The sequence below is a fragment of the Streptomyces sp. NPDC039430 genome (assembly GCF_055639435.1).
Map to the genome: position 1 here is coordinate 322,825 of NZ_JBVKAK010000005.1, position 26,117 is coordinate 348,941.

Here is a 26,117-nt window from a genome sequence, read left to right on the forward strand (position 1 = left end):
CCGGAACCAACCGCGACGGAGAGCGGAGAGCGCCATGACGGAACACCCCACACAGAGCGAGCCGAACGACACGAACGCAACTGACGATCAGGGCGATCAGCACCGAGGCGCCTCCTCGGCCCTCTCCCGCCTGACCGCCCGCCTCGAAAGTTCGGCGCTCGCCGAGGCACCCCGGGAACTCCTGCGAGAGGCACTGGGCGCCACCGCGACGGAGCCCTCCGGCACCCCCGCCGCTCCGCACCCGGACCAGCGGGTGTTCCTCGACTCCATCAGCGTCAACGGCTTTCGCGGCATCGGCCACAAGGCACGTCTGCCGCTGACCGCGAAGCCCGGCGTCACCCTCGTCGTAGGGCGCAATGGCTCCGGGAAGTCCAGCTTCGCCGAGGGCGCCGAGACGGCGCTCACGGGCCGGACCGCCCGCCTCGACAAGGGGCGGGGCGAGGTGTGGCGCCGGCACTGGCGCAACCTGCACGACGGGGCCGACCCGAAGGTCGAGGTCCGCCTCGCCATCGCGGGCGACCCCCGGCTGTCCACTCTGACGTGCACCTGGTCCGGCGACGACGTCACCGCCCCCGAGGTCGAGTTCAGGCGGCCGGGCCACGGCCGTCGGCCCTCCGCCGCCATCGGGTGGGAGCGGGCCCTGAAGGACTACAGCCCCTTCCTGTCGTACGCGGATCTCGACAAGGTTCTCAACGGCAGGCCCAGCGAGCAGTACGACTCGGTCGCCGCCATCCTCGGACTCCGCGAACTGACCGACGCGGACGAGCGGCTCCAGGGCATCGAGAAGGCGCTCGACTCCGCGCTGAAGCAGGTCGAAGCGGAACGGCCCGTACTTGCCGAGGCGTTGTCCGCGCTGGACGACCCGCGGGCGGTACGCGCGCTCGCGGTCGTCGGCAAGGCGGGCGACCCCGACTTCGTCGAGCTCGACGCCCTCGTGACCTCACTGCCCGAGGCGGACGAGGGCCGTCTCCGGGAACTGCGGACGACCGCCGCGCTGACCGGACCTGACCTCGGCGCGGTCGGCGCGGCCGTGGACCGGCTGCGCGAGGCCATCGCCGTACTCGACGACGTACGTGCCTCGGGCGCCGAGGACGCCCACCAGCGCGCGGAGCTGCTGGCCAAGGCCCTGGAGCACAGCCGTCGGCACGAGGACGAGGACACCTGCCCGGTGTGCGGGTCCGACTGGGCGCTCGACGAGGCGTGGGCCGAGCGGGCCGGTGAGCAGGTGGCGAGCCTGCGGCGGGAGGCCGCGACCGCGCGGGAAGCCCGCACCGGACTGCGGGACGCGGTGGACGCCGTCCGCTACCTCGTCACGCCGGTCCCCGCGTGGCTGCCCGCCCCGCTCGTGGACCCCTGGGAGGAGTGGCAGGCGTGCCGGGCGATCGACGACGCCGAGCGACTCGCCTCCCGCGCCGAGACCGCCGCGCTCGTCCTCGCCGACGCCTGCGCCGCGCTGCGCGAGGAGGCCCTGCGGGAGCTGGAGAAGCTCGACGAGGAGTGGCGCTCCTGTGTCACCCGCCTCGCGGGCTGGCTCGACCGGGCCAGGCCCGCGTACGCCGGCAGGCCCCGGCTGTGCCAGGTCAGGGCGGCCCGTAAGTGGCTCAAGGAGGCGCGTGCCGAGCTGCGCGAGGAGCGGCTGCGGCCGTTCGAGGACCACTCGCAGCGGATCTGGGAGGAACTGCGTCAGCAGAGCAACGTCGATCTGCGTTCCGTGCGCCTGACCGGTAGTGAGAAGGCCACCGTGCGCAAGCTGGTGATGGACGTGTCTGTCGACGGCACGGAGGCCGCGGCCCTCGGCGTGATGAGCCAGGGCGAACTGCACTCCCTCGCGCTCTCGCTCTTCCTGCCGCGCGCTGCCGCGCCGGACAGCCCCTTCGGTTTCGTCGTCATCGACGACCCCGTGCAGTCCATGGACCCCGCCAAGGTCCACGGTCTCGCGAAGGTGCTGCATGACCTCGGGGAGACCCGGCAGGTCGTGGTCTTCACCCACGACACGCGACTCCAGCGGGCCTTCACCAACCAGGAGCTCCCGGTGACCGTACTGGAGGTGGAGCGGGCGGGCCGGTCTGTGGTGACCGTGAACCGGGTGACCGATCCGGTCGGTCAGGCACTGGCCGATGCACGCGCCCTCATCCGCACGCGAAACCTCCAGCCGGTCGCGATGACCCATGTGCTGCCCAGCCTCTGCCGCGCCGTCCTGGAACGGGCCTTCTCCGAGGCCGCGTGGCTGCGGCTGCACCGGGCGGGGCTGGCCGAACACGAGGCAGAGAAGACCGTCGCGGGGGCCGTCACGCTGATGGACATCGCCGCCCTGGGGCTCTTCGGAGACCCGTCGAAGAGGGCCGGTGAGGTCTACCGCGAGCTGCGCAGGCGGTGCGGCCCCGGGGCGGTGGACCTCATCCGGCAGTGCCAGGAGGGCGCCCACCCGTCGGGCACCTCGATGCCGGACCCCCACCGGTTCGTGGACAACATCAAGGCCGTCGCCCTGACGGTACGAAAGCCCGAGGAGGGGCCGTGAACCAGACGATTCGCCAGCTGCTCGACACCGCCGACCTGCTCCTCACGGACACCAGCGAGCCCGCCACGCCCGCTGCCACCACGGCGAGCCGGTGTCGAGGCGCCGCCTTCGCCCTCCGTGTCGCGCTGGAGAGCGCGGTCGCCGACCGCCTCACCGCCCACCGGGCGCCGCGCGCGATCCGGGAGGGCACCCAGCGGGCCGCGTTCCTCTGGCTCCGCGGTTGCGCCGAAGCAGGAACGGCCCGCCGCGCGAAGGCCGTGTGGAGCCAGCTCTGCCTGGGATGCCATTACCACCAGTACGAGATCGGCCCGACGGAGGACCAGATCCGCGCGTGGCGTACCGAAGTCGCGGTGATCGTCGCCCTGTTGGCCCGCTGATCCGCATCGGCGCCAGGAGAGGCGCTGCCGGGAGGAGACACACGTGAGAACGACACCACGAGGACGGTTATCGCGACCGTTCACAAAGACCAGAATGAGGAGCGGCACCATGACGGCCCGTACGTCCAAGCGAACTCTGTACCGGCTCAGGGGCGTGCCTCCCACTGTCGACGCGATGTTCGACGCCCTGGACGTGGACCAGTTGGAAAGGGTCGACGCGGATTTCGACGTCCCCGAGAACCTCGGTGTACCGGCGGTCCTGGTCACCGGCAGCTTCGAGCAGCCTGTGGCGAGCTGGTGCGACGAGATCTTCCGAACGACGGGTATCGAGGTGTCACGGCCCGTCAACCGCTCGGCCGGCCTGCTGATGCTGGCCGTCGACGGTCAGGTGTACGCGATCGGTTACGACCAGGGTTTCCGCCTTGTGCCCGACCGCCTGAAGGACCACCGCTTCGGGCTGAGCTTCGCGTCCCGCCGGGTGGACCCTGCGAAGATCCGGGACCTGGTGTCGCACACTCCCGGCGGAGGGCGCACCGACATCACCCTGATCCCGAGCGGGGCCTCGGTGTGGAGCCTGGGCATCGTCGAGCACGCGCAGATCGTGCGCCGCCTTGGCGGCCACCTGGACAACATCCCGCTCACCATCTCCCGGGACAACCCGGGGAAGATCTCCAGTGCCGAGGGCGGCGCCGGCCTGCGCATGCGGCTCGGTGTGGAGGGCGCCGACCTGATTGCCGATATCCGTGCGATCGCCCGGGTGTTGCGCGAGGAGAAGCCGAGCCCGGAACTGGAGTTCGTCGAACACGTCGTGCCCGTCGACGATCCCAGCCTTGTCACCCGCCTGGAGGCCGTCCTCGATGACCTTCTGGGGCAGGAGCCCGACGGGAGAATCAGTGTCGCCGTCCCAGCCGACCATTGGGACGACTACGTGGCTGCCCGAGCGTTCAGGGCCAGGATCAACAGCGACGCGGCCGGCCGTTCGACCGACGACTTCGACCTCGATTACGTGCTCTGCCGTGCGCGCATCCAGCGTGCGGGCAGCCGCGTGGCCGCGCTCCAGGAAGGAACCGTCACTCTCTATCGGCACAACCGCGCCGACCGGGCCGACGAAATCTGGACGTCCAGCGCGCTCCGCTGGATCGAGGCGGAAGTGTTTCTCGACTTTTGCCGGTTCTTCTGTCGGGCGGTGCACGGGGAGGGGTTGGCCCACCGCCCCGGCCGAAGGCGCGGGGGAGGGCTGGTGGCGTCGTATAGCCAAGACAGCCACATCCATGCCGCACAAGTCCAGCATTCCGCCCAGAAATCAGACAGCTGACGGCGAACGCTTACTGCGAGCCAGGCATTTCCAAAATTATAAACCCGAATCCGCCGCTGCCGAAATAACGGACCGTCAGGCGAAGGCAGAAGCATCATATCGGCAAGCCGTTGACGCGCCGCCGACGGGCAAGCTACAACACGACGCCCCACGTCACAGTGTCGATCGACGCATCCCTTCGAGCCCCGTCCCCGATCCCGGAAATCCCTCCGCAGCGTACGGCGCGGAGCGCAACATAGCCGACGATCGCCGGTTACCAAAACCGGCGATCGAGCCTTTCAATTGGAGCCATGCCCCCACGCTCATTGGAAATCGGGCCAGCAGGAATGCAGGCGGCCCGTGCCATCGAAATCCTCCGTGCCGAACGCGGCCTGTCACAAAGGCAGTTGGCCGACCGTGTGACAGCCCTCGGCCACCCGATGTCCAACACCATGCTGTCCCGTATCGAGCGCGCCCAGCGCCGATGTGACGTCGACGACCTCGTCGCGATCGCCGAGGCCCTCCACGTTCCGGCACCCGCGCTCCTGCCTGGCCTCCGCGCAGTCTGAACCGCCTTCGCCCCGCCGCGGCTCGCCCCATCCCACAGCCGAGTAAGGACCCACCCCTCTTGCACCACACCGCAACGCCGCCTGCTCTCCCACGCCCGCTTCCCCGGGCTGAGGGCGAAGCATCCTTGCCCCGCCTCTACCGCCCCGAAGAGATCGCCGAGACGCTCGGCTGCTCTGCCTGGTGGGTCAAGGACCGTGCGCGAAGGCGCCTGATCCCGCACACGCGGGTCGGTCGCGCATATCGCTTCACCGCCGGACACCTCACCGAGATCATCCGCATCCACGAAGAGCCGGCCCCGCAGTCCGCGCAGCGCAACCCTCCCCGGACGCCTCAGCCTGCGCCGACAACTACGTCATCGCCTACGGGGCGACTGCCCCAGTCCCCGACGCCCTCCGCGCAACGTCTCCAGGCCCGACCACCCCGCAGGTCCCAATACGGCACTGCGGCCTAGCACGACACGGCAGACCACAGGAAGGAGGGAGCACGAGGCATGGGCTTCGCCGAGAGACGCGGCAGTTACTGGCGCGGCAGGTACAAGGTCAGCGAAGGCAAGTACGGCACCGTCGCCGACCCGACGGGTGCGGTGGTCAAGTTCGCCACGAAACGCGAGGCGAAGCAGGCCGCAGACGAGGAAGAGGCCAGGGTCCGGCGCGGCACCTGGCGCGACCCGTCCGCCGGACAAGAGACCTTCGGCGAGTACGCCAGCCGCTGGTACGACGCCCAGGACCTGGCCGCATCCACCATGCAGAACTACCGGCGTCACATCGAGGAGCACTTGCTCCCCGACTTCGAGGACAAGGCCCTCGCGGGCATCCTCCGCACAGACGTGGACATCTGGGAGAAGCAGGAAAAGGCCGTCTACGCCGCATCCAGCGTCAAGACCTGGCGATCGACGCTCCACCTCATCCTGGCCGACGCCGTGGATGAGGGCCTCATCGCCGCCAACCCGGCCACCAAACGACGCGGACGCGGCAAGCGCGCCGGCCGTTCCCGTGACCGGGGACCCGAGAAGGTCATCACCGATCCGCTCGGCCTGCTGCTCATCGCCGAACGCGCGGCCCTGCTGTCCGGGCGCGACGACGAGTTCGTCGCCGTGATCCTCAAGGGATACACGGGCATGCGGTGGGGCGAAATCGTCGGCTTGGAAACCGAGTTCGCACGACCTGACGCCGTACGGGTGGAGCACCAGTTGTACGAGCTGGACTCAGGCGAGCTGATCCGCTGCCCGCCCAAGGACGACAGCTACCGCAGCATCGACGTGACGGACTGGTTGTCGGCCCTGGTCGCCGACCACATCGCCCGTACGAAGCCGACGCCGTGCGCCTGCCACGGCAAGAGGTACGTGTGCCGTGGCCAGGGCACCGCTCGCACCGGTGGGCACACGGGCGCCAAGCTCGTGGACGTCGCTCGCCGCGCGGAAGTTTCCAGCGGCACTGTGTCCAATGTCCTCAACCACCCCGAGCGGGTACGAGAGGACACCCGCGTCCGGGTTGAACGCGCCATAGCCGAGCTGAAGTTCGTCCGAGGAGGCGTCCCGACGGAGAACGCCGCCCACTGGCGCCGCAACGGCTTCGCCACCTGGCTGTTCGCGCCGGCCACCTCCGGCTGGTACCCGAAGAAGGCACCTCAGGAGGCCCGCCCAGTCCCGCTGCTCGGCGAGCCTTGGCCCGGCATCCCGGTCCGAAGCCGCAACGCCCGTGGCCGGGCCGACGCCTGCTGGCTGCCCGTCGCCAGAGGACTCACCCCGCATGGCCTGCGCCACTCCCATCGCACGCACATGGAAGACCTCGGCACCGAGAAGGTGCTGATGGACGAGCGCATGGATCACATCGACGGCTCGGTCTCGGCCCGCTACGCCCACGTGACCCCTGGCATGCGCGAGCGTCTCAAGGCCGGCCTGACCGAGCAGTGGGATGCAGCGCTCGATGCCAGGTGTGGCCTGCACCCGCGATCGCCGGTCGCCGTACTCGATCGGCTGCTGCGCGCTCGCGCCACGACGATGGCCTGATGGTCGGGAGACGGGCTCCGGTTACCTCGAATGGAGCCCCTCTAGCGCGCGACGTGTGCGGTTCGGTGGTCTTGGCGGTGGTACTGGTATGGCGCGGCGGATCTCCCCGATTTGCCGGGACGGGTTGGGAAGGGGCGTACGCTGTGCATGGCAGATCGCGCCTGCCCGCTCCGAGTCATGATGGCCCACGTCCATCATGGCGGCGAAGACAAGGTTCCCCGAATCGCGCAGCAGCGTTCCGTCAGGTCATCCAAGTATCCGCGGCGGGGTGGACGTGGGGCGTCCCGTCAGATGGAGCACACGATGACTAGGGACCGTCGCCGCAAGGCTGAGATTCACGCCCACCAGGCAACCACGGGAGCGGCGTATCTGGTGGCCCGCCGACAGATCGCTGCCTTGGCCGAGGTGATGCAGCAGCATCCGCGGCTCAACTCCTTCGGCATCGGCGTCTTCAATCCCCTTCGCAAAACGGCCGAGCAGCGCCGGGCCGAACTCGCGATCGGCCGCGAGGAATTGGCCGGAGGCGTGGTCATGGTGATGGAGACCGCAGCGTGGCTGCGCGAGAACATCACGTCGATCAAGACCCCTACCGTCAGCAGCTACACCGTGAAACACGTGATGCAGCGGGCAACCGGCAGGTACGTCACCAATGGTGTGTTCATCGCGGCCGCTCTCGTCGCTGGCTACACCTTCAAGTACGAGCAGCCGAATGTGCTGTTCGGCATGAGCGCCCGGGACCTGAAGCGGATGAACTGAGCACCCCAGAACGGATCCCTCCGGCCGTCTGAACGGGCCTCAAAGGGCTCGGTCTTCCACGGGCATTTCATCGTGTGCGCAGGACCTTAAAGGTCCTGCGCACACGATAGCTTTAGCCAGGGCGTCGGCAGTAACAGCCGCGAGATCAACGGAATCTGACGGAGGATCCTCGGCGGGTGGCGACGCACTCCTCACCTGTGGGTCGCGGTCGACGATTCGACGGTCATGCGGCCGTGGCGGGGCGTGGGCTGCCGTGGAAGACCTGGCTGGTATGCCAGGAGCGGTGGATCGCGGCGACGGGGTGTGCGCCCGGTTGAGGTCCGATGAGGGGGCGGTCGGCGAGCGCGATGACGTGTTCGCGGGCGGCTGGGCTGTAGCCGACGAACCGCTGGGAAACCAGGACGCGGTGGCCCTCGCCCACACCGAGGACGCCCTTGTCGAAGAGCTTGTGGTGCAGCGAACACAGGCACAGTCCGTTGTCGACGTCGTCCGGTCCGTCGAACGCCCACCAGCGCACGTGCGCGGCCTCCAGCCCGACAGACACCGCGCCGATACGGCCATCGTAGCCGCAGAAGGCGCACTGGTACTCGTAGGCCGTCAGGACCTGCTCCCGCATCCGCGGATCCCGCCGCCTCCGCACGGCGGCCGAGAGTTGTCCGGTCTCCGCCGGCTCCAGCTCCAGGCCGACGGATTCGCACAGGTCGCCGTGGAGGGAAGGCGGGAAGTGCAGGTCGAGCAGGACCCGTGCCATCCGGCCGAGCAGCTCCGGCTCCCGCCGCAGCGCCGCCCGCAGCTCCGGCGCCAGTCGCCCAGCGGCCTCCGCGGCCCGCAACTCCCGCACCCCGCTGCCGGGGCTGCCCGGTCCGCGATCGGTGCGCACCTCCCACACGCCGTCGCTCACCAGGTGGTGGAACGGGTATGCCGGAGTCGTCCTGTTCGGCGGCCCGTACTCGGTCAGCAGCCGCTGCAGATCCTCCTCCACCGCGCTGTACCGCAGTTCGCCGGCGGCATCCTGCTGGAACCGACCGAGCGCGTACAGCAACAGCAACGGCTTGTGCGGAGCGCGGGTCCCGCTTCTGGTCCACTGTCTCAGTTGCGCGGTGCGCTCCAGCCAGTCCATGACCGGCGATCGTAGCCGCGCTTCGTCGACCAGCGATCTGCGCGTGTGGGGAAAGCCTAACGAGGCGTGGCGAGTTGACTGCGACGTGCCGTGACCAGGTGGCGCCATCGTGCGCGGGTCCGTTGTTCTCCGTCGATCCACCGTGCTCGCGCGGTGTGCTCGGGAAGCGGAAGGCCGGCCATGAAGTGGGCGATGTCGACGTAGTAGGCGTAGTCGCCGCTCTGCGTGAGTTCGCGCAGGCGGGTGATCGCGGTGGCGAGGCCGTCCTGGGCGTCGAGGACGGCGTGGTGGAAGCACAGGGCCAGTTGCAGCTTCGCCGCGGCGTAGGCAATGCCGGAGACACCGATTTCGGCGAGCAGTACGGCCGCCCGGCCGGGCAGGTCGGCGGCGAACCCGGCGTCGCGTACGAGCACGGCGATGCGAGCGGTCATCTCGCTGGAGCGCAGGCTGAGGTGGGACAACAGCCGTTCCGCTAGATCGAGTTCGTCATCGGCCCGAAGCTGATCGGAGAAGGAGACGGCGAAGGCGAGATGCGCCTGCACCATGGCGGTCTCGCCGACCACACCGTGCTCCTCGGCTTCGCTCCGGCCTGCCAGGTAGGCGGCTACCGCTCGCTCCATGTCACCCTGCACCCACCACACGTCTCCCAACACCCGATGGTGCCTCCCCTCCCAGCCCAGTCTCCCCGCGGCTTCGACCGCGGTCGGGAAGTCTCCGGACAGGCGGCTCAGGTGTGCCAGGCCGCGCCGAGCCGCGGAAGAGAGCCGACCCCCGGCTGAAGCGACGCGCTGCATCCCGCGACGCGAATCGTCGGTCAGACCGAGGTCTCGCTGGGCCTTCGCCAGGTAGTACGTGGCCAGTTCGACCAGGTCATCGGGGAGCAGCTCCGAGGCGAGGACGGCCGAGAGCCGACTGGACGTGCGTTCACGGTGCTCGTGCTGGCGCCGGGCGATGGCGCTCAGCGTTTCGACCAGGGCATCTGCCGAGGTCTGCAGACCACCTGATGACGTGGCATCGGCGGCGGGAAGCGCCAGCGGTTCCCAGACGGAGTCCCCCACGTACTGGAATGCGGCATCGGCGAGCCAGCCGAGATCGAGACGGAAGTCCCGTGCGAGGAGCAGTCCTTGCTGGAGACAGCCGACCAGGACTGCGCGACGGTGTCGCAGGTCCTGGCGCCACTGTGATTCCAGTGCGTGGAAGGCTCGTTGGGCCGCGCGCCGCCAGTCCTGTTCCGACCAGCAGTCGTCACTGCTGTCGTCTGCGTTGCGAATGGCGGAGCGGATCAGGTCGTGGACGTGGAAGGGCCACACACCGGAGGAGGACTCCCGGATAAAGGGGCGCTCGGTCAGCCGTAGGGCGGGCGCGTCGTGGTCCATTCCGGCGGCTTGGGTGGCCAGGGGTACGGAGAACGCGCTGAGCAGGCTGACCGAGCGGAGCACGTGGCGCTCATCGGCGGTCAGGTCGCTGAGGGTACGGGCGATCAAGGCGGGAAAGTCGTGGTCGAAGTCGGTGACCTGCGGCTGTCTGCCGCCGCGCCGGAGTTCCAGATAACGCATGACCGACAGGTCCAGGTAGAGAGGCAACCCGTGCGAGCGCTCGGTGATGATCCGGCGGACCGGTTCGTCGATCAGCGGCTGCCCGTCGCGGCTCAGCCTGCGGACCAGGTAGTCCTCACAGTCTTCGGGAGAGAAGTCGCCGATCAGGACCTGACGGCCCGATATAGCTCGCCCCACATGTGCCGTGTCGGCTGCGAGACCGGGCCACGCGTGCGGCCCGGTCCAGTCGACCTGCCCCTCCAGGCTCGTCTCTCCCCACTGGAGGCGGTTGCGTCCGGTGACGACGAAGAACGCGTTGGGCATCAACCACACGGTGCGTTGGAGCAGACGCTCGAAGTCGCGGTGCGTGCGGTCGCCGGTGTCCTCGAAGGTGTCCAGCAGGATCACGGGCAGTGCGCTCTTGCCGACGGGGATTTGGGCCAGGTCCCAGGCGAGGAGGTGCGGGTAGAAGCTCAGGGCTTCCAGGTCGGGCTCGGCCTCCAGGAGGTCAGCCAGGCGTGAGCAGCCGGCGAGGGCGCGTACAGACTGGCGCCGTTCGCGTAACGCCTTGATGAGCGCTCCGGCCCCGTGCCCGAGCGCACTGCCGACTGTGCCGGGCAGGAGCAGAGCCTGGGCGACATCGCTGAGGGCGGACTGCATCTGCTGCGGCAGGGCGGCAGCGGCGCTGAAGCGGCTCAGCAGCCCGCCCCGGCGCAGGTAGTCCTCGATCGGTTCGCCCGGGTGGTTGTGCTCCCAGTAGCGGCGCAGGGCGAGGTCGAAGGCGGGCAGTGGCCGGCCGAGCGCGGCGACGGCAAGACGGATGGTGAGGATGACGCGCTCGAAATCCATACCCGCGGCGCGCGCGAGATCGATACGAACTGGCAGGGTCCGCTCTTCGGGGTGGGATGGCGATTCCCATTGCGCCGGGCGGTGCTCGCTGCGGGCCAGCGATGCCTCGATCTTTCGGGAGAGCGTGGACTTGCCGATCCCGCCCACACCGTGGAACACGAGGATGTTGTGGCGGGGAGCTTCCAGGTCCTCCACGTCGAAGTCCGCACGGGTCACGTGCCGTATGTGCTCGGCGAGGCCGGCCGTTACGGCCTGCCACTGTGCCTGCCGGTTCGTGAACGCCTCGCTGGCGGCGATGCTCCGGTCGTTCGAGCTGAACAACGTGCGAAGATCCCGCCCTGCCACAGCTCCCCCTGACGATCAACTGAATGCGAGCGACGCTCCGTTGACGACAGCATGGCATGCCCGCATCCAGACAGGTCCGCAGGCCGCATCCGGCACGCGGCAGTTCAGCCGACGGCCTCGGTCAGGGGGCGGTGACATGGGTTCCCCATCCTGCGTACTCACCCTCACAGGTCGAACAGGCTCTCCTGGAAGTTCTCGACGACATCCCGTCGCGGGTAGAACAGGCCCAGCAGCAGGAACGTCTTGGGGCGGGCCGCGACGTTCCCGACGAAGCAGTGCACGGCCTTCTCCGCAGTGACCATCCGGTCGAACCAACGCTCGCGAAGCTTCTCCTCCACGCCGTCCTTCCCGTAGTGGCGAAAGAACTTGCGGTACGACTCGCCCGCCTCCCAGTCCCTCAGCCCCATGTCGTGACCAGCGCACTCCTGATCCGCGCATCGGAAGCTGTACCGGAACTCAAGTGGCACCCACTCCAATTGGCGGAGGTCCTGTGCGAGTAGATCCAACTGATCTGCCAGGGCCGCCTTCGAAGCTGGCCAGGGCTCGGCAGGAGCGAAGCGGAAGCCGGCGAACTCCGCTGGGCGGAAGACGCCAAGCGACGTTCCCCGAAGCTCCTGGTCCCGCTTTATGGAGCACAGGGACGGCGCTACGAGGGGCTGCACATGCGAGAGGCGTTCGCGCCAGCCGTCCGCTGTCCCGAGGCGCTCGATGACCTTGAGACTCTGCAGGTTGGGGCGCAACCTTTCGGGACGGCGGTCCCCATGGTGTCGCTGCACATCGACCTCGACGATCGAGTACTTGGCGAACTGGCTTTCTTCGTTCAGCAGCCGGAACGGAACCGGGAAGAGCCGCACATGCTGGGGCGCCCCTTGGTCGAGCCGTATGCCGGCCACGCAGCTCGTCTCGTGGTACTTCGCGGACAGTTCCGGATAGGTCTTGACTGTGATCATGATCCGTGCGCGCTGCCAAATCCCCGATCCCATGGTTGCCCCCTCCACTGATCTCCCGATCCGATTGGAGGAGAGGCATGCGCCACCGGCAAGGGCGCGTACAGGAGCGAGGGGCGAAGTCAGGCCAGGGGAATTACGGGCACGGCGGCCCGCTTGCGGACCGTCTCCAGGACGACCTGTCGGTGGCAGCGGCTTTCGTCTTTCTCGAAGCACAGCACCGCGACCCGGGACTGCCGGGCATGCTCTGCGAGGCGCTCAAGATCGGTTTGCGCTTCCTCGGACCGCAGCACTCCACGGAACCGAGCCCGGCCCACGTCGAGGCGGCCCTCCCAGAACGGCGCCCGGTTGTCCTTGGGATTGCCCAGGCCACGCAGGTGGGTGTATTCGATGCCGGCCTCGGCGAGTGCCTGCCCGAGCCGAGTCTTGCTGAAGCCCTTCTTGCGGCTGATCGGCGTAAGTCGTACGTCCGCCACGACATCAATACGGCTGTCGAGGAGAGAGGAGACGAACGAGTCGATGTCCCGGCCTTCGTACCCAGTGGACCAGAGGCCGGGAGCGACCTTGGTCTCCTGGAAGAGTTCATCGAGGGAGACTTCAAGTGCCTCGGCGACTGCTCCGACGGTGAAGAAACCTGGCTGGATCGCTCCCTCGCTCTCCAGACGGGCCAGCGTTCCTACGGCGATGCCAGCTTCCTTGGAGAGCCGCTCCCGCGACCATCCTCGAGCCTCCCGCATCGCTCGCACGCGCTGGGCGAGTGCTCGGGCGTGGTCGTGGGGACGCGCTGAGTGATGGCTTGCCATGTGTCGTGATCCTAAGGGCGGTTGAGGCGGGCGGGCATGGTGTTCCCGGCCGACTACTAGGCTGGATTCGCGAACGCGCAGGTCCGAGTGCCCTAAGCCGCCGCACTTCAGACGGCCTCACCAGTCACCCACTGGGAGAACCCGACCAAGATCTTCTCCCAGATTTCTCCCAAGCGATCTCCAGGAACCACTCAGGGGCCTGATCCATCAACTGGATCAGGCCCCTGACCTGGTACTTCACTGTCGGGGTGGCGGGATTTGAACCCACGACCTCTTCGTCCCGAACGAAGCGCGCTGCCAAGCTGCGCTACACCCCGATGCCGCCCGTGTCGCGGCGACATCGATTACTTTAGCCCACCGCTGGCCGGAGACGAAATCCGGTTTCGGGGGCGGCAGGGGCCGGTGAGTGGGGCCCCGGGGGTCAGGGGCGGGGGGTCAAGGTCAGGAGTGTGGCTTCCGGGGGGCAGGCGAAGCGGACCGGGGTGTAGCGGTTCGTGCCGCAGCCCGCCGAGACGTGGAGGTAGGCGGTGTGGCCGCCGGAGCGGTGGGTGGAGAGGCCCTTGACGCGGTCCGTGTCGAGGTCGCAGTTGGTGACCAGCGCTCCGTAGAAGGGGATGCAGAGCTGGCCGCCGTGCGTGTGGCCCGCCAGGATCAGCGGGTAGCCGTCGGCGGTGAAGGAGTCCAGGGAGCGCAGGTACGGGGCGTGCACCACGCCGATCGAGAGGTCGGCGTCCGCCTCGGGGCCGCCCGCGACCCGCTCGTACCTGTCCCGCTTGATGTGCGGGTCGTCGACGCCGGTGAAGGCGATCTCGTGGCCGTCGATCTTCAGCCGGCCCCTGGTGTTGGTCAGGCCCACCCAGCCCGCCGCGTCGAAGGCGTCGCGCATCGGCTCCCACGGGTTGTGCACCGCGTGGACGGCCGGGGCGTTTCCGTTCAGGCCGTGGCGGCCCTGGGCCTTCTCGAAGAGGTAGCGGGCCGGATTCCGGAGCTTCGGGCCGTAGTAGTCGTTCGAGCCGAAGACATAGACACCCGGGAACTCCATCAGCGGGCCCAGCGCGTCCAGGACCTCCGGTACGGCCTCCGGGTCCGAGAGGTTGTCGCCGGTGTTGACCACGAAATCGGGGCGAAGCCCGGCCAGCGACTGGAGCCAGCGCTGCTTCTTCCGCTGTCCGCTCACCATATGGATATCGGAGACCTGGAGAACTCGCAGGTCACGCATGCCGCGCGGCAGCACGGGCACCGAGATCCGGCGCAATCGGAACGAGCGTGTCTCGAAGCCCGCGGCGTAGGCGAGGCCGGCCGCGCCGACTGCCGCGATGCCTGCGGTGATTTTCAGGGGAACCCCGTAGCGTGCGCGCATGCGCCCATCGTCGCAGACGTCGTACGGGCACGAAATCCGCGGGCGGGTACCTCTCGGCACCTGCCACACTTGGCCTCATGACCAGCCTTAAGTCCAAGCTGAAGGAAGACCTCACCGAGGCCATCAGGGCGCGTGACGAGCTCCGCTCCGCCACGCTGCGGCTGACCCTCTCCGCGATCACCAAGGAGGAGGTCTCGGGCACGTCCGCGCGCGAGCTCTCCGACGACGAGGTGCAGAAAGTGATCGCCAAGGAGGCGAAGAAGCGCCGTGAGGCGGCGGAGGCCTTCGCCCAGGGCGGCCGTGCGGAGCAGGCCGAGCGCGAGAAGGCGGAGGGCGTGCTCCTCGACGCGTACCTGCCGAAGCAGCTGACCGACGAGGAGCTGGCCACGATCGTCACGCAGGCGGTCGAGGAGGCCAAGGGCGCCGGCGCCGAGGGCCCGCGTGCCATGGGCGCCGTCATGAAGATCGTGAACCCGAAGGTGGCCGGCCGCGCCGAGGGAGGCCGGGTGGCCGCCCTCGTGAAGCGCTCCCTCGCCACCTGAACCTGACCTGAGCCTGAGCCTGAGCCTGCGTTCAGTTTGATGTGAGACGCGTAAGGGGCGCTCCATCCCGGTCGACCGCCGTCGGATGGAGCGCCCCTTCGTCATTCAGCCGGCATGTTCAGCCGGCATGTTCAGCCGGCGCGTTCGGCCAGTGCGTTCGGCTATCGCGGTTTACGGGAAGCCGCCGTCCGCGCCGCCGTCGTTCCCGCCTCCGCCGCCGTCCTGGCCGCCGTTCCCGCCATTGCCGTTCCCACCGTTACCGCCGTTCCCGTTGCCCTGGGACTGGCCGCCGCTGATCAGGTCCGACGGGAACGGAAGGTCCGGGAAGGGACCGTCACCGTCGTCGCCCGGCTTGTTGTCGCCCCGGCCGCCGTTGCCCTGGCCCTGGTTGTTCCCGCCCGGCCTGTCGGTGTCCCGGCCCTTCGGAGCGTCCGGGATGTCGACCGTCACGAAGCCGGGAGCGGGCTTGCCGTCCAGCGCGCCGGACACCGCGTCCTTCCAGATCGGACCCGGGACCTGACCACCGAAGACCTTGTCGTGGTACTCGCCCCCGATCGTGATGTCCTCCATCTCGACCTGCTGGGACGGGCTGCCGACCCAGACCGCGCCGGACATGTTCGGGGTGTACCCGACGAACCACGCGTTCTTACGGGCGTCGGTCGTACCCGTCTTACCGGCGTTGTCGCGGCTCGTCAGTCCGGCCGCCTCACCCGTACCGGAGTCGACCACGCCCTTCAGCAGGGTGTTGATCGTGTCGGCGGTCTTCTCCGACATGGCCTGGGAACAGCCCGACTCCGGCACCTTCAGGCTCTTGCCCGTCGCCGTCTTGATCGAGTCGATGGCGATGGGCGTGCAGTACGTGCCGCGGTTCGCGAAGGCCGCGTACGCGTTCGCCATCCGGAGCGGCGAGATGCCCTGCGAGCCCAGGGTGAGGGCCGACGGCGACTCCGGAAGCTTCTTGCCGTCGCCCTGGACCACGCCCAGCTTGGCGATCGTCTCCGTCACGGGGCAGAGACCGATTTGCTCTATCATCTGCACGAAATACGTATTGACGGATTTGGCCATCGCCTCCTTCAGCCCGTACGGCCCGACCTCCGACTCGTTCTCGTTCTCGGCCGTGTCGCCCTCCGTGTTGACCCACGGCTTCCCGCTGCACGTCTGGATCGACGCCGGGTACGGCATCTGGTACGGCGCCGGATACGACTGGGTCGGCGGGACACCGCGCTCGATAGCCGCCGTCGCGAGGAACGGCTTGAAGGTCGAACCGGTCGGGAAGCCGTAGTTCGAGCCGCCCATCCCCTTGTCGACCGAGAAGTTGATCTGGGTCTCGTTCTTCCCGAAGCCGTAGGGCTTGGACTGCCCCATGCCGAGGATCTTGCCGGTGCCCGGCTCGACCAGGGTCACCGCCGCGGCGACCTTGTCGCTCTGGTTGACGTGATCCTTTATCGACGCCTGTACCGAGCTCTGGGCCTTCGGGTCGAGCGTCGTACGGATCGTCAGCCCGCCCTGGTTCCAGACCTTGGCCCGCTCCTTGCGGTCCTTGCCGAAGACCGGGTCGGTCAGGAAGACCTCGCGTACGTAGTCACAGAAGAAGCCCGCTCCGGCGACGGCCGTGATGCAGCCGTTCGCGGGGCGGCTCACCTTCAGCTTGATCGGCGTGGCCTTGGCGCGGTCGGCCTCCGCCTGGGAGATGTCGCGGACGTCGGCCATCCGCTGCAGCACGATGTTGCGCCGCTTGGTGGCCTCCTCCTCGTCGTTGACCGGGTCGTACCGGCTCGGCGACTGGACGATGCCCGCCAGCATCGCCGCCTCTTCGAGCTTCAGGTCCTTGGCCGGCTTGGAGAAGTAGCGCTGGGCGGCGGCCTCGATGCCGTAGGCCTGCTGCCCGAAGAAGGTGATGTTCAGATAGTTCTCAAGGATCTTCTTCTTGCCCAGCTCCTCCTCGACCTGGATCGCGTACTTCAGCTCCTGGATCTTGCGGCCCAGGGTCTGCTGGGTGGCCTGCGCGACCTTGTCGGGGTCGTCGCCGGCCTCCTCGACGAAGACGTTCTTCACGTACTGCTGGGTCAGCGTCGAGGCGCCCTGGGCGACGCCGCCCGACTGCGCGTTGCGGTTGACCGCGCGCAGCACGCCCTTCAGGTCGATGGCCCCGTGCTCGTAGAAGCGCGAGTCCTCGATCGCGACGATCGCCTTCTGCATGTACGGGGAGATGTCCTTGAGCGGGACGACGGTGCGGTCACGTGAGTAGACCGTGGCGATACGGCCGCCCTGGGAGTCCAGGATCGTGGTCCGCTGACTCAGCGGCGGCGTCTTGAGGTTGGCGGGGATCTCGTCGAATCCCTCGACCGTCCCCTTGGCGGCGAGTCCCAGCGCCCCGAAGGCCGGCAGGGCGATTCCCGCGAGCACCGCTCCCGCGAGCACGCTGACACCGAGGAACTTGGCGGCCTGCTGGGTCCCGGTCAGACCCCCGCCCGAGCGCTTCTTTGGCATGAGGGCAGCCTACGTTCTCAATCGCCGGACACGCGTCAAGGCTCTGGCCTAAGCTGTCCCCAACTGTCACAGCAGTGCGGTTGCGTATCAAGCACCCGGCGTGAACTTTCCGTGAACCCGAAACACGGAATATTGACGCCCGAATCGTCCGCGCCTGGCCTGAGATGCCCGTTGTGGCGCAAGTGAAATACCCGACTTTGTCGGATGTGCCGGTTATGCCCTCGGCTCACTCCCCTGGGTGATCTGCCGCGTACGCATAGTCCGTTCGGGCCATTCAAGATTGGGCCCGAAGGGGGTGTTGCGCTGTGCCCGCCTTCCGTAACGTCCTCAACTGGCAACGGTGAATATGCCGCTGCCGCCGTGGGGGAGCCTCGATTCGGGAGAGGACGGCGCCAGCATGGGCTGGGTAACCGACTGGAGTGCGCAGGCAGCTTGCCGCACTACCGATCCAGATGAACTGTTCGTGCAGGGTGCGGCGCAGAACAGGGCCAAGGCGGTGTGCACCGGATGCCCGGTGCGGACCGAATGCCTGGCCGACGCGCTGGACAATCGCGTCGAATTCGGCGTGTGGGGCGGGATGACCGAGCGGGAGCGCCGCGCACTGCTGCGCAGGCGGCCGACCGTCACCTCGTGGCGCCGGCTGCTTGAGACCGCGCGTACGGAGTACGAGCGCAGCGCGGGCCTCCTGCCCGTGGGCTTGGAGGATGACGAGACGTACGAGACGTACGCGGCGGTGGGGTAACCGGTGGGGGAGCCGCTGCGGAAGCCGGTATCCGGTACGGAAGCCGGTATCCGGTATCCAGTACGGAAGTCGGCATGGAGGCGGGTGGGGTAATCGCTCGCGCCCCTGGTGAGGGCCATATGACTCGGCGGTGAGGTGGGCAGCGCTTCGGGCGTGTCACGTTGCACGCGGTGCGCCGGACACGGTGCGTCGGTATGGCGTATCGACATGACGTGTCGGGCATGTCAGCCCGTCGTGCCACCCGCCGCGAGGCGATCCGCGATGGCCCTGAGCCCGGCAAGGTCGTGGACGTCGCCGGGCAGGGCGGGGACCTCCGCCACCGCCACCTCGGGATGCAGCGCGGTGAAGCGGTCGCGCGTGCGCTCTTCACGCGCGAGCACCTGCATCCGTTCGGCGTGCAGGCGCAGCAAACCCGCCGTCAGCTGTTCCACAGTTGTGACAGAAGCGGCGTCAGAAATTGCGTCAGAAGTCGTGACGGAGGCCGTGCCGGACGCGACCGATTCGGGTGCGGCCGAGTCGGCGGGCATGGCGGGTACGTCGGATACATCGGAAGCATCGGATTCGTCGGACGCGTGCGGTGATGCGGGTACGACAGGTTCTGCGGGTACGACAGGTTCTGCGGGTACGACGGAGTCAGCGGCTACGACAGGTACGGCGGCTTCGAGGGGCTCGTGCGTCTCGGAGGCTTCGGGAGAAGAGCCTTCCGGGGCTGCACTGCCACGACTCTGAGCATTCCCGGCCCCCTGATCCACAATGCGGCTGTCTTCAAGATTTTCCGCCGCGGCCCGCGCCCGCTCCGCCGACAGCCGCGCGGCGCCGCTGCCGTGGACACGGTTGAGCACCAGCCCGGCCAGCGGCATCTCCTCGGCCGCCAGCCGCTCCACGAAGTACGCCGCCTCCCGCAAGGCGTCCCGCTCCGGCGCCGCGACCACCAGAAACGCCGTACCCGGCGCCTGAAGCAGCCGGTACGTCGCGTCCGCGCGCGTACGGAACCCGCCGAACATCGTGTCCATCGCGGTGATGAAGGTCTGTACGTCGCGCAGGAATTGGCCGCCGAGCAGCTTTCCCAGCGTGCCCGTCATCATCGACATACCGACATTCAGGAACTTCATCCCCGCCCGGCCGCCCATCTTGGCCGGGGTCATCAGCAGCCTGATGAACTTCCCGTCGAGAAAGGAACCCAGCCGCTTCGGCGCGTCCAGGAAGTCCAGGGCGGAGCGCGACGGCGGTGTGTCGACGATGATCAGGTCCCAGTCGTCGCGGGACCGCAGCTGCCCCAGCTTCTCCATCGCCATGTACTCCTGCGTGCCCGCGAAGCCGGCCGACAGGGACTGGTAGAAGGGGTTCTCCAGAATGGCGCGGGCCCGCTCCGGGTCCGCGTGCGCCTCGACGATCTCGTCGAAGGTCCGCTTCATGTCGAGCATCATGGCGTGCAGTTCGCCGGGCCCCCGGACGCCCTTCACCTGCCGGGGCGTGTTGTCGAGCGAGTCGATGCCCATCGACTGGGCCAGCCGGCGCGCCGGATCGATGGTCAGGACGACCACCTTCCGGCCGCGCTCGGCCGCCCGTACGCCGAGAGCCGCCGCGGTCGTCGTCTTGCCGACACCGCCCGAGCCGCAGCACACGACGATGCGGGTGGCCGGGTCGTCGAGCAGCGGATCGATGTGGAGCGGGGCGGCCGCGGAGTCCAGGGTCATGCGAAAACCTCCCCGAGTTGCCGTAGCTCCCCCGCCAGCCGGTACAGACCGGCGAGATCCATTCCCTCGCCGACCAGGGGGAGTTCGTACGTGGGCAGTCCCAGCTTGGTGAGGACGGCCCGCTGCTCACGCTCCAGCTCCACGCGCTGCGCGTGCTCGGCGGCCTGGTCGAGCAGCGGCCCGACGAGCTTCGTGGGCGCGGGCACACCGGCGGCCGCGAGCGCCTTCGCGACCTCCTTGCGGCGATCACCGGCCGCGGCGCGCACGGCGGCCTCGTCCAGGAGATGCGGCCGGACCATGTTCACGATCACCTTGCCGACCCGCAGCTCCGCGCTCCGCAGCTCTGCGATGCCGTCCGCGGTCTCCTGGACCGGCATCTCCTCCAGCAGCGTCACCAGATGCACGGCCGTCTCGGGCGACTTCAGGACCCGCATCACGGCCTGGGCCTGATTGTGTATCGGGCCGATCTTCGCCAGCCCGGCCACCTCGTCGTTCACATTGAGGAAGCGGGTGATGCGGCCGGTGGGCGGGGCGTCCATCACGACGTAGTCGTAGACGAAACGTCCCCTCTTGTCGCGCCTGCGCACCGCCTCGCACGCCTTGCCGGTCAGCAGTACGTCGCGGACGCCCGGCGCGATCGTCGTCGCGAAGTCGATCGCGCCGATCTTCTTGAGCGCCCTGCCCGCGCTGCCGAGCTTGTAGAACATCTGGAGATAGTCGAGGAGCGCGCGCTCGGCGTCGATGGCCAGCGCGAACACCTCGCCGCCGCCCGAGGCGACGGCGATCTTCCGCTCCTCGTACGGAAGGGCCTCTGTCTCGAAGAGCTGTGCGATGCCCTGCCTGCCCTCGACCTCGACGAGGAGCGTGCGCTTCCCCTCGGTGGCGAGGGCGAGCGCGAGGGCGGCGGCGACCGTCGTCTTACCGGTACCGCCCTTGCCGCTGACGACCTGGAGCCTGCTCACGTATTCGAGCCTAACCAGTCGGGCCGCGGGCTACGCACGAGGCCGCCAGCCGGTACGACTACAGTCGCCTCCATGACCAAGTGGGAATACGCGACCGTGCCTCTTCTCGTGCACGCGACCAAGCAGATTCTGGACACCTGGGGCGAGGACGGCTGGGAGCTCGTCCAGGTCGTTCCCGGGCCGAACAACCCGGAGCAGCTGGTGGCCTATCTGAAGCGGGAGAAAACCGCATGAGCGGACCCGGGGCTGGGGCGGGCGCCGGGGCCGGGGCCGTTGAGGCCACGCTCGCCGAACTCGGGCTGAGACTGCCCGAGGTCGTACCGCCGCTGGCGGCCTATCAGCCGGCCGTACGGTCCGGTGCGTACGTCTACACCTCGGGCCAGCTCCCGATGGTGGAGGGCAAGCTTCCGGTGACCGGCAAGGTCGGCGCCGAGGTCACCGCGGAAGAGGCCAGGGAACTGGCGGCCACCTGCGCGCTGAACGCCCTGGCCGCCGTGAAGTCCGTCACCGGCGATCTGGACCGCATCGCGCGCGTGGTGAAGGTCACGGGCTTCGTCGCCTCGGCCGCCGACTTCACCGGCCAGCCGGGTGTGGTCAACGGCGCGAGCGAACTGCTCGGCCGGGTCCTCGGCGACAAGGGCGTGCACGCGCGCAGCGCGGTCGGCGTGGCGGTGCTGCCGCTGGACGCGCCGGTCGAGGTCGAGATCCAGGTGGAGCTGACCGAGGTCTGAGCGACGGCGGGACGCGGGCCGGGCGACGGGTGACGGGCCGGGCGACGGGCCGGGTCCGGACCGGGCGACGGCTGAGCGCGGGCCGGTGGCTCGCGGATACGGGCCCGTGGCTTCTGGGCACGGGCCGGTGGCTGGGGGCCCGGCCCCGTGACCCTCGCCTGCCCGGGATGTGGCGCGGCGTGATGTGGCGGAGATCCTGCCTGGTGCGCGTATATGAGCGCACCGGGTGGGATCGGGTTGTACGTAGCGTCACAGCACATGCCTTCCAGTGCCCCTCGAACATCCCCGCGCCAGCGCATAGCATCCGGCCATGCCCAATGGTCAGTGGTACCCGCCCGAATGGCCCGTGCGGATCCGTGCCCTCGCCGCCGGTGAGATCACCGCGATGACTCCCCGGCGGGCCGCGACCGTGATGCTCCTGCGCGACGACCCCGCCGGCCCCGCCGTCCATATGCTGCGGCGCCGCGCCTCCATGGCGTTCGCCGCGGGCGCGTACGCGTACCCCGGCGGCGGAGTCGATCCACGGGACGACGACGGGACCGTCGGCTGGGCCGGCCCCGGTCGTGACGTATGGGCCCGCAGGCTCGGCGTCGACGCCGCGTCCGCGCAGGCCATCGTGTGCGCGGCGGTCCGCGAGACCTACGAGGAGGCCGGTGTCCTGCTCGCGGGGGAGACCGCGGGGACCGTTGTCGGCGACACCACGGGCGACGACTGGGAGGCCGACCGCGACGCCCTCGCCGGCCACGAGCTGTCGTTCGCCGACTTCCTCAACCGTCGCGGACTGGTGCTGCGCAGCGACCTGCTCGGCGCGTGGGCCCGCTGGATCACCCCCGAGTTCGAACCGCGCCGCTACGACACGTGGTTCTTCGTGGCCGCGCTGCCACCGGGCCAGCGGACCAGGAACACCTCCACGGAGGCCGACCGTACGGTGTGGATCCGGCCGGCCGAGGCGACGGAGGCGTACGACCGGGGCGAGCTGCTGATGATGCCGCCGACCGTCGCGACGCTGCGTCAGCTCCAGTCGTACGGTTCGGCCGCCGAGGCGCTCGCCGGCTCCGAGGGCCGCGATCTGACGCCGGTGCTGGCCACGGCCCGGATGGAGGGCGAGGAGCTGGTGCTCAGCTGGCCCGGCCACGAGGAGTTCACCAAGCGCGTGGAACCGCGTCCGAGCGAGCAGAAGCAGAGCCCGAGCCCGAGTTCGAGTCCGAGTCCGGGGCCGAGCCCGAGTCAGGGGCCGCGCCAAAGCCCCGGTCAGACGCAGACACAGACGCAGACGCAGACACAGACGCAGACTCCGTCCGGAGGTTCCCGATGACCGACGCCGCCGCCCTCCCGGGCCAGCCGCGCGGCGGGGTGCTCTCCGGCCCCGTCACGGCCCGCGCCATAAATGTCCTCGCTCCGAACGCCTCCGCGATGACCCTCGACGGCACCAACACCTGGATCGTCTCGGAGCCGGATTCGGACGCGGCGGTTGTCATCGACCCGGGCCCGCTCGACGAACTCCATCTCAAAGCGGTCGTCGACGTCGCGGCGAGGGCGGGGAAGCGGATCGCGCTGACCCTGCTCACCCATGGCCACCCGGACCACGCGGCCGGCGCGGCGCGCTTCGCCGCGCTCACCCGTACCGCGGTCCGTGCCCTGGACCCGGCGCTGCGGCTGGGGGACGAGGGGCTCGCGGCCGGGGATGTCATCACCACCGGCGGTCTTGAGCTGCGCGTGGTGCCCACCCCGGGGCACACCGCCGACTCGCTCTCCTTCCATCTGCCCGCCGATCGCGCGGTGCTCACCGGCGACACCGTCCTCGGCCGGGGTACGACACTCGTCGCCCACCCGGACGGCAGGCTCGGCGACTACCTCGACTCGCTCCGCCGGCTGCGCTCGCTCACGGTCGACGACGGGGTCCATACCGTCCTGCCGGGCCATGGGCCGGTCCTGGACGACGCGCAGGGCGCGGTGGAGTTCTATCTCGCCCACCGCGCGAACCGGCTCGCCCAGGTCGAGACGGCCGTGGAGAACGGGCACCGTACGCCCGCCGAGGTGGTGGCGCATGTGTACGCGGGGGTGGACAGGTCCCTGTGGCCCGCGGCCGAACTGTCCGTAAGAGCGCAACTGGAGTACCTGCGCGAGCACGGCCTGATCTGAGGGCCTGATCTGAGGGCCCGATCTGAGGACCTGATGTGAGGACCTGATTTGACCGTCTGATCTGACCGTCTGATCTGAGGACTTGATCCGAGGGATGTCCCCGGGATGGAGCGGCGAAGGGCCCCGCCAGGAGGAGGCGGAGCCCTTCGGGGAGTACGGCGTTGCGTGAGGTATCAGCGCGAGCGCTTCGCGAGGCGCTCAACGTCCAGCAGGATCACCGCGCGCGCTTCGAGGCGCAGCCAGCCGCGCTGAGCGAAGTCGGCGAGTGCCTTGTTGACCGTCTCGCGGGAGGCACCGACCAGCTGGGCAAGCTCTTCCTGCGTCAGGTCGTGGACGACGTGGATGCCTTCCTCCGACTGGACGCCGAAGCGGCGCGACAGATCGAGGAGCGCACGCGCCACGCGGCCCGGGACGTCGGAGAAGACCAGGTCGGACATCTGGTCGTTCGTCTTGCGCAGTCGGCGCGCGACCGCGCGCAGCAGGGCCGTGGCCACTTCCGGGCGGGCGTTCAGCCAGGGCTGGAGGTCGCCGTGACCGAGCCCGAGGAGCTTGACCTCGGTGAGCGCGCTCGCGGTGGCGGTGCGCGGGCCGGGGTCGAAGAGGGACAGCTCACCGATCAGTTCGCCGGGGCCGAGTACGGCCAGCATGTTCTCCCGGCCGTCGGGGGAGGTGCGGTGGAGTTTGACCTTGCCCTCGGTGACCACATAGAGGCGGTCGCCCGGGTCGCCCTCGTGGAAGAGCGCGTCACCGCGCGCGAGCGTCGCTTCACTCATCGAGGCGCGGAGCTCCGCCGCCTGCTCGTCATCGAGCGCCGCGAAGAGCGGGGCACGCCGCAGAACGTCGTCCACGTGTTCTCTCCTTGTCGGACCTGCTCAGGGAACTGTGGTCCCCACCTGCTCGGGACCGTGGTCCCCATGATGCCGTACGTACCGCTTGTTCTCGGGTGGCTTGGCATCCCCGGGCTGATTGGCCCGCTACCGAATTCCGGTTGTTCGAAACCGTGCGATCAGTCACAAGTTTGACGTACGCGCGTGCCCCACTGTGCCCCGGGTGCCGAATCGGGTGGCGATCGGCCGTCGCCGGGGCGGATGTCAGTGCGGGGCTTTAGGCTGGCCGGGTGTCCAACTCGCCGGTGACAGCGCAGGCCAAGGGGGCTGGAAGAGTGTCCGCGGAGCAAAATTCCGCTGTGGGCGAACAGCCTTCAGTGAAACGGAAAAAAGCCGCAAAAGGGTCAACGGTCAAGCCGGTCAAGGCCCCGACGGAAAACGCGGCGGCCACCGAGCCGACCGCACCGTCCGCCGAGCCGACCACCAAGTCCGCCAAGCGGACGGCCAAGCCCGCCGCCAGGCGGACGGCCGAGTCCGCCAGGCCGACGGCCGGGACGGCCAAGCCCGCCGCCAAGCGGACGGCCAAGCCCGCCAAGCCGACGGCCGGGACCGCCGAGGCCGCCGCCAAGCCGGAATCGCATCTGGCGATGGTCCGCCGGGCCCGCCGGATAAACCGCGAGCTGGCCGAGGTCTATCCGTACGCCCATCCCGAGCTGGATTTCCGGAGCCCGTTCGAGCTGCTGGTGGCGACAGTCCTGTCCGCCCAGACGACCGACCTGCGGGTCAACCAGACGACGCCCGCGGTCTTCGCGAAGTACCCGACCCCCGAGGACATGGCCGCGGCCGTGCCGGAGGAGCTGGAGGAGGCCATCCGTCCCACGGGCTTCTTCCGTGCCAAGGCGAAGTCGCTCATCGGCCTGTCCACCGCGCTGCGTGACCGGTTCGACGGCGAGGTCCCGGGCAATCTGGACGATCTGGTGTCCCTGCCCGGTGTCGGCCGCAAGACGGCGAATGTCGTTCTCGGCAATGCCTTCGGCGTCCCCGGCCTCACGGTCGACACCCACTTCGGCCGGCTGGTCCGCCGCTGGAAGTGGACGGAGCAGGAGGACCCGGAGAAGGTTGAGGCGGAGATCGCGGCGATCTTCCCCAAGAGCGAGTGGACGATGCTCTCGCACCGGGTGATCTTCCACGGCCGCCGTATCTGCCACTCCCGGAAGCCGGCCTGCGGTGCCTGTCCGATCGCGCATCTCTGCCCCTCGTACGGTGAGGGCGAGACGGACCCGGAGAAGGCGCGCAAGCTGCTGAAGTACGAGATGGGCGGCTACCCGGGCCAGCGTCTGAGCCCGCCCGCCGACTACCCGGGCAAACCGGCCCCGGCGCGCGTTGAATAGCCGAGCGGTCGGCGCCGTATGAAGTGCCGGACCGGCAGACACGACGACCGGCAGGCACGAACGAGTGGAGCCGGATGAGGGCGGAACGATCCGGCCGACGGCAGGCGTTGT

At 69.1% G+C, this 26,117-nt stretch carries 23 protein-coding genes and 1 tRNA gene; 14 read left to right on the forward strand and 10 right to left on the reverse strand.

The window, feature by feature from the left end; genetic code table 11:
• Positions 1-34: 34 nt before the first annotated feature.
• From ACZ7LS_RS15760 to ACZ7LS_RS15790, 7 genes are all read left to right on the forward strand, one after another.
• Positions 35-2,518, forward strand: coding sequence for an AAA family ATPase (locus ACZ7LS_RS15760; protein WP_385134863.1), 2,484 nt, complete (start codon positions 35-37; stop codon positions 2,516-2,518).
• On the forward strand, positions 2,515-2,895 hold the full coding sequence (locus ACZ7LS_RS15765) for a hypothetical protein (RefSeq protein WP_385134861.1): 381 nt from the start codon (positions 2,515-2,517) through the stop codon (positions 2,893-2,895). The genes ACZ7LS_RS15760 and ACZ7LS_RS15765 overlap by 4 nt, the downstream gene beginning before the upstream one ends.
• A 109-nt stretch (positions 2,896-3,004) precedes the next feature.
• The gene (locus ACZ7LS_RS15770; RefSeq protein WP_385371124.1) at positions 3,005-4,210 is read left to right on the forward strand and encodes a TIGR04141 family sporadically distributed protein; all 1,206 of its coding nucleotides are present in this window, start codon (positions 3,005-3,007) and stop codon (positions 4,208-4,210) included.
• 290 nt (positions 4,211-4,500) lie between these two features.
• On the forward strand, positions 4,501-4,758 hold the full coding sequence (locus tag ACZ7LS_RS15775) for a helix-turn-helix domain-containing protein (RefSeq protein WP_385134857.1): 258 nt from the start codon (positions 4,501-4,503) through the stop codon (positions 4,756-4,758).
• Between the two features lie 125 nt (positions 4,759-4,883).
• Positions 4,884-5,210, forward strand: a complete 327-nt coding sequence (locus tag ACZ7LS_RS15780; RefSeq protein ID WP_385134856.1) for a helix-turn-helix domain-containing protein — start codon at positions 4,884-4,886, stop codon at positions 5,208-5,210.
• 39 nt (positions 5,211-5,249) lie between these two features.
• Entirely contained in the window at positions 5,250-6,767 is a 1,518-nt protein-coding gene (locus ACZ7LS_RS15785) for a LacI family DNA-binding transcriptional regulator (RefSeq protein ID WP_385134854.1), read from the forward strand.
• A 303-nt stretch (positions 6,768-7,070) separates the two neighbouring features.
• Positions 7,071-7,523 (forward strand): hypothetical protein, encoded by a 453-nt coding sequence (locus ACZ7LS_RS15790; RefSeq protein WP_385134853.1) that lies wholly within the window; start codon positions 7,071-7,073, stop codon positions 7,521-7,523.
• A gap of 223 nt (positions 7,524-7,746) precedes the next feature.
• Here ACZ7LS_RS15790 and ACZ7LS_RS15795 read toward each other — a convergent pair whose 3' ends face one another.
• From ACZ7LS_RS15795 to ACZ7LS_RS15820, 6 genes are all read right to left on the reverse strand, one after another.
• Positions 7,747-8,643, reverse strand: a complete 897-nt coding sequence (locus tag ACZ7LS_RS15795) for a phosphorothioated DNA-binding restriction endonuclease (protein ID WP_385134851.1) — start codon at positions 8,641-8,643, stop codon at positions 7,747-7,749.
• A 56-nt stretch (positions 8,644-8,699) separates the two neighbouring features.
• Positions 8,700-11,372: an ATP/GTP-binding protein gene (locus ACZ7LS_RS15800; RefSeq protein ID WP_385134850.1), complete on the reverse strand. Its 2,673-nt coding sequence runs from the start codon at positions 11,370-11,372 to the stop codon at positions 8,700-8,702.
• A gap of 164 nt (positions 11,373-11,536) precedes the next feature.
• The gene (locus tag ACZ7LS_RS15805; protein ID WP_385134848.1) at positions 11,537-12,355 is read right to left on the reverse strand and encodes a hypothetical protein; all 819 of its coding nucleotides are present in this window, start codon (positions 12,353-12,355) and stop codon (positions 11,537-11,539) included.
• An 86-nt stretch (positions 12,356-12,441) separates the two neighbouring features.
• A complete protein-coding gene (locus ACZ7LS_RS15810) occupies positions 12,442-13,122 on the reverse strand; it encodes a DUF488 family protein, N3 subclade (protein WP_385134846.1) in 681 nt (226 codons plus the stop codon).
• A gap of 243 nt (positions 13,123-13,365) precedes the next feature.
• Positions 13,366-13,439: transfer RNA gene (locus tag ACZ7LS_RS15815), tRNA-Pro, on the reverse strand.
• A 104-nt stretch (positions 13,440-13,543) separates the two neighbouring features.
• The gene (locus tag ACZ7LS_RS15820) at positions 13,544-14,482 is read right to left on the reverse strand and encodes a metallophosphoesterase (RefSeq protein ID WP_382521049.1); all 939 of its coding nucleotides are present in this window, start codon (positions 14,480-14,482) and stop codon (positions 13,544-13,546) included.
• A gap of 77 nt (positions 14,483-14,559) precedes the next feature.
• Here ACZ7LS_RS15820 and ACZ7LS_RS15825 point away from each other — a divergent pair, with 77 nt between their 5' ends.
• Positions 14,560-15,024, forward strand: coding sequence for a GatB/YqeY domain-containing protein (locus ACZ7LS_RS15825; protein WP_382521047.1), 465 nt, complete (start codon positions 14,560-14,562; stop codon positions 15,022-15,024).
• A gap of 171 nt (positions 15,025-15,195) precedes the next feature.
• Here the strand turns inward: ACZ7LS_RS15825 and ACZ7LS_RS15830 are convergent, their stop codons facing one another.
• Positions 15,196-17,514, reverse strand: a complete 2,319-nt coding sequence (locus ACZ7LS_RS15830) for a transglycosylase domain-containing protein (protein WP_385134845.1) — start codon at positions 17,512-17,514, stop codon at positions 15,196-15,198.
• A 397-nt stretch (positions 17,515-17,911) separates the two neighbouring features.
• Between ACZ7LS_RS15830 and ACZ7LS_RS15835 the strand changes: the two genes are divergently transcribed.
• Positions 17,912-18,256: a WhiB family transcriptional regulator gene (locus ACZ7LS_RS15835; RefSeq protein WP_030353248.1), complete on the forward strand. Its 345-nt coding sequence runs from the start codon at positions 17,912-17,914 to the stop codon at positions 18,254-18,256.
• A gap of 224 nt (positions 18,257-18,480) precedes the next feature.
• Here the strand turns inward: ACZ7LS_RS15835 and bagB are convergent, their stop codons facing one another.
• Together bagB and bagA are read right to left on the reverse strand one after the other, a co-directional pair.
• Entirely contained in the window at positions 18,481-19,953 is a 1,473-nt protein-coding gene (bagB, locus tag ACZ7LS_RS15840) for an ATPase BagB (RefSeq protein WP_385134844.1), read from the reverse strand.
• Positions 19,950-20,915, reverse strand: coding sequence for an ATPase BagA (gene bagA, locus ACZ7LS_RS15845; RefSeq protein ID WP_129766737.1), 966 nt, complete (start codon positions 20,913-20,915; stop codon positions 19,950-19,952). Before bagA ends, bagB begins: the two co-directional genes overlap by 4 nt.
• 72 nt (positions 20,916-20,987) lie before the next feature.
• Between bagA and ACZ7LS_RS15850 the strand changes: the two genes are divergently transcribed.
• From ACZ7LS_RS15850 to ACZ7LS_RS15865, 4 genes are all read left to right on the forward strand, one after another.
• Entirely contained in the window at positions 20,988-21,149 is a 162-nt protein-coding gene (locus tag ACZ7LS_RS15850; protein ID WP_093601778.1) for a DUF4177 domain-containing protein, read from the forward strand.
• Positions 21,146-21,646, forward strand: a complete 501-nt coding sequence (locus tag ACZ7LS_RS15855) for a RidA family protein (RefSeq protein WP_385134842.1) — start codon at positions 21,146-21,148, stop codon at positions 21,644-21,646. Before ACZ7LS_RS15850 ends, ACZ7LS_RS15855 begins: the two co-directional genes overlap by 4 nt.
• 310 nt (positions 21,647-21,956) lie before the next feature.
• Positions 21,957-22,961 carry an NUDIX hydrolase gene (locus tag ACZ7LS_RS15860; protein WP_385134841.1) on the forward strand — a complete coding sequence of 335 codons (1,005 nt, stop codon included), beginning with the start codon at positions 21,957-21,959 and terminating at the stop codon, positions 22,959-22,961.
• A complete protein-coding gene (locus ACZ7LS_RS15865) occupies positions 22,958-23,788 on the forward strand; it encodes an MBL fold metallo-hydrolase (protein WP_382521036.1) in 831 nt (276 codons plus the stop codon). Before ACZ7LS_RS15860 ends, ACZ7LS_RS15865 begins: the two co-directional genes overlap by 4 nt.
• Positions 23,789-23,961: 173 nt before the next feature.
• On the opposite strand, the gene ACZ7LS_RS15870 is transcribed toward ACZ7LS_RS15865, so the two are convergent.
• Positions 23,962-24,636 carry a Crp/Fnr family transcriptional regulator gene (locus tag ACZ7LS_RS15870; RefSeq protein WP_030353254.1) on the reverse strand — a complete coding sequence of 225 codons (675 nt, stop codon included), beginning with the start codon at positions 24,634-24,636 and terminating at the stop codon, positions 23,962-23,964.
• Between the two features lie 356 nt (positions 24,637-24,992).
• Here ACZ7LS_RS15870 and nth point away from each other — a divergent pair, with 356 nt between their 5' ends.
• Entirely contained in the window at positions 24,993-26,006 is a 1,014-nt protein-coding gene (gene nth, locus ACZ7LS_RS15875) for an endonuclease III (RefSeq protein ID WP_385134839.1), read from the forward strand.
• Positions 26,007-26,117 lie beyond the last annotated feature (111 nt).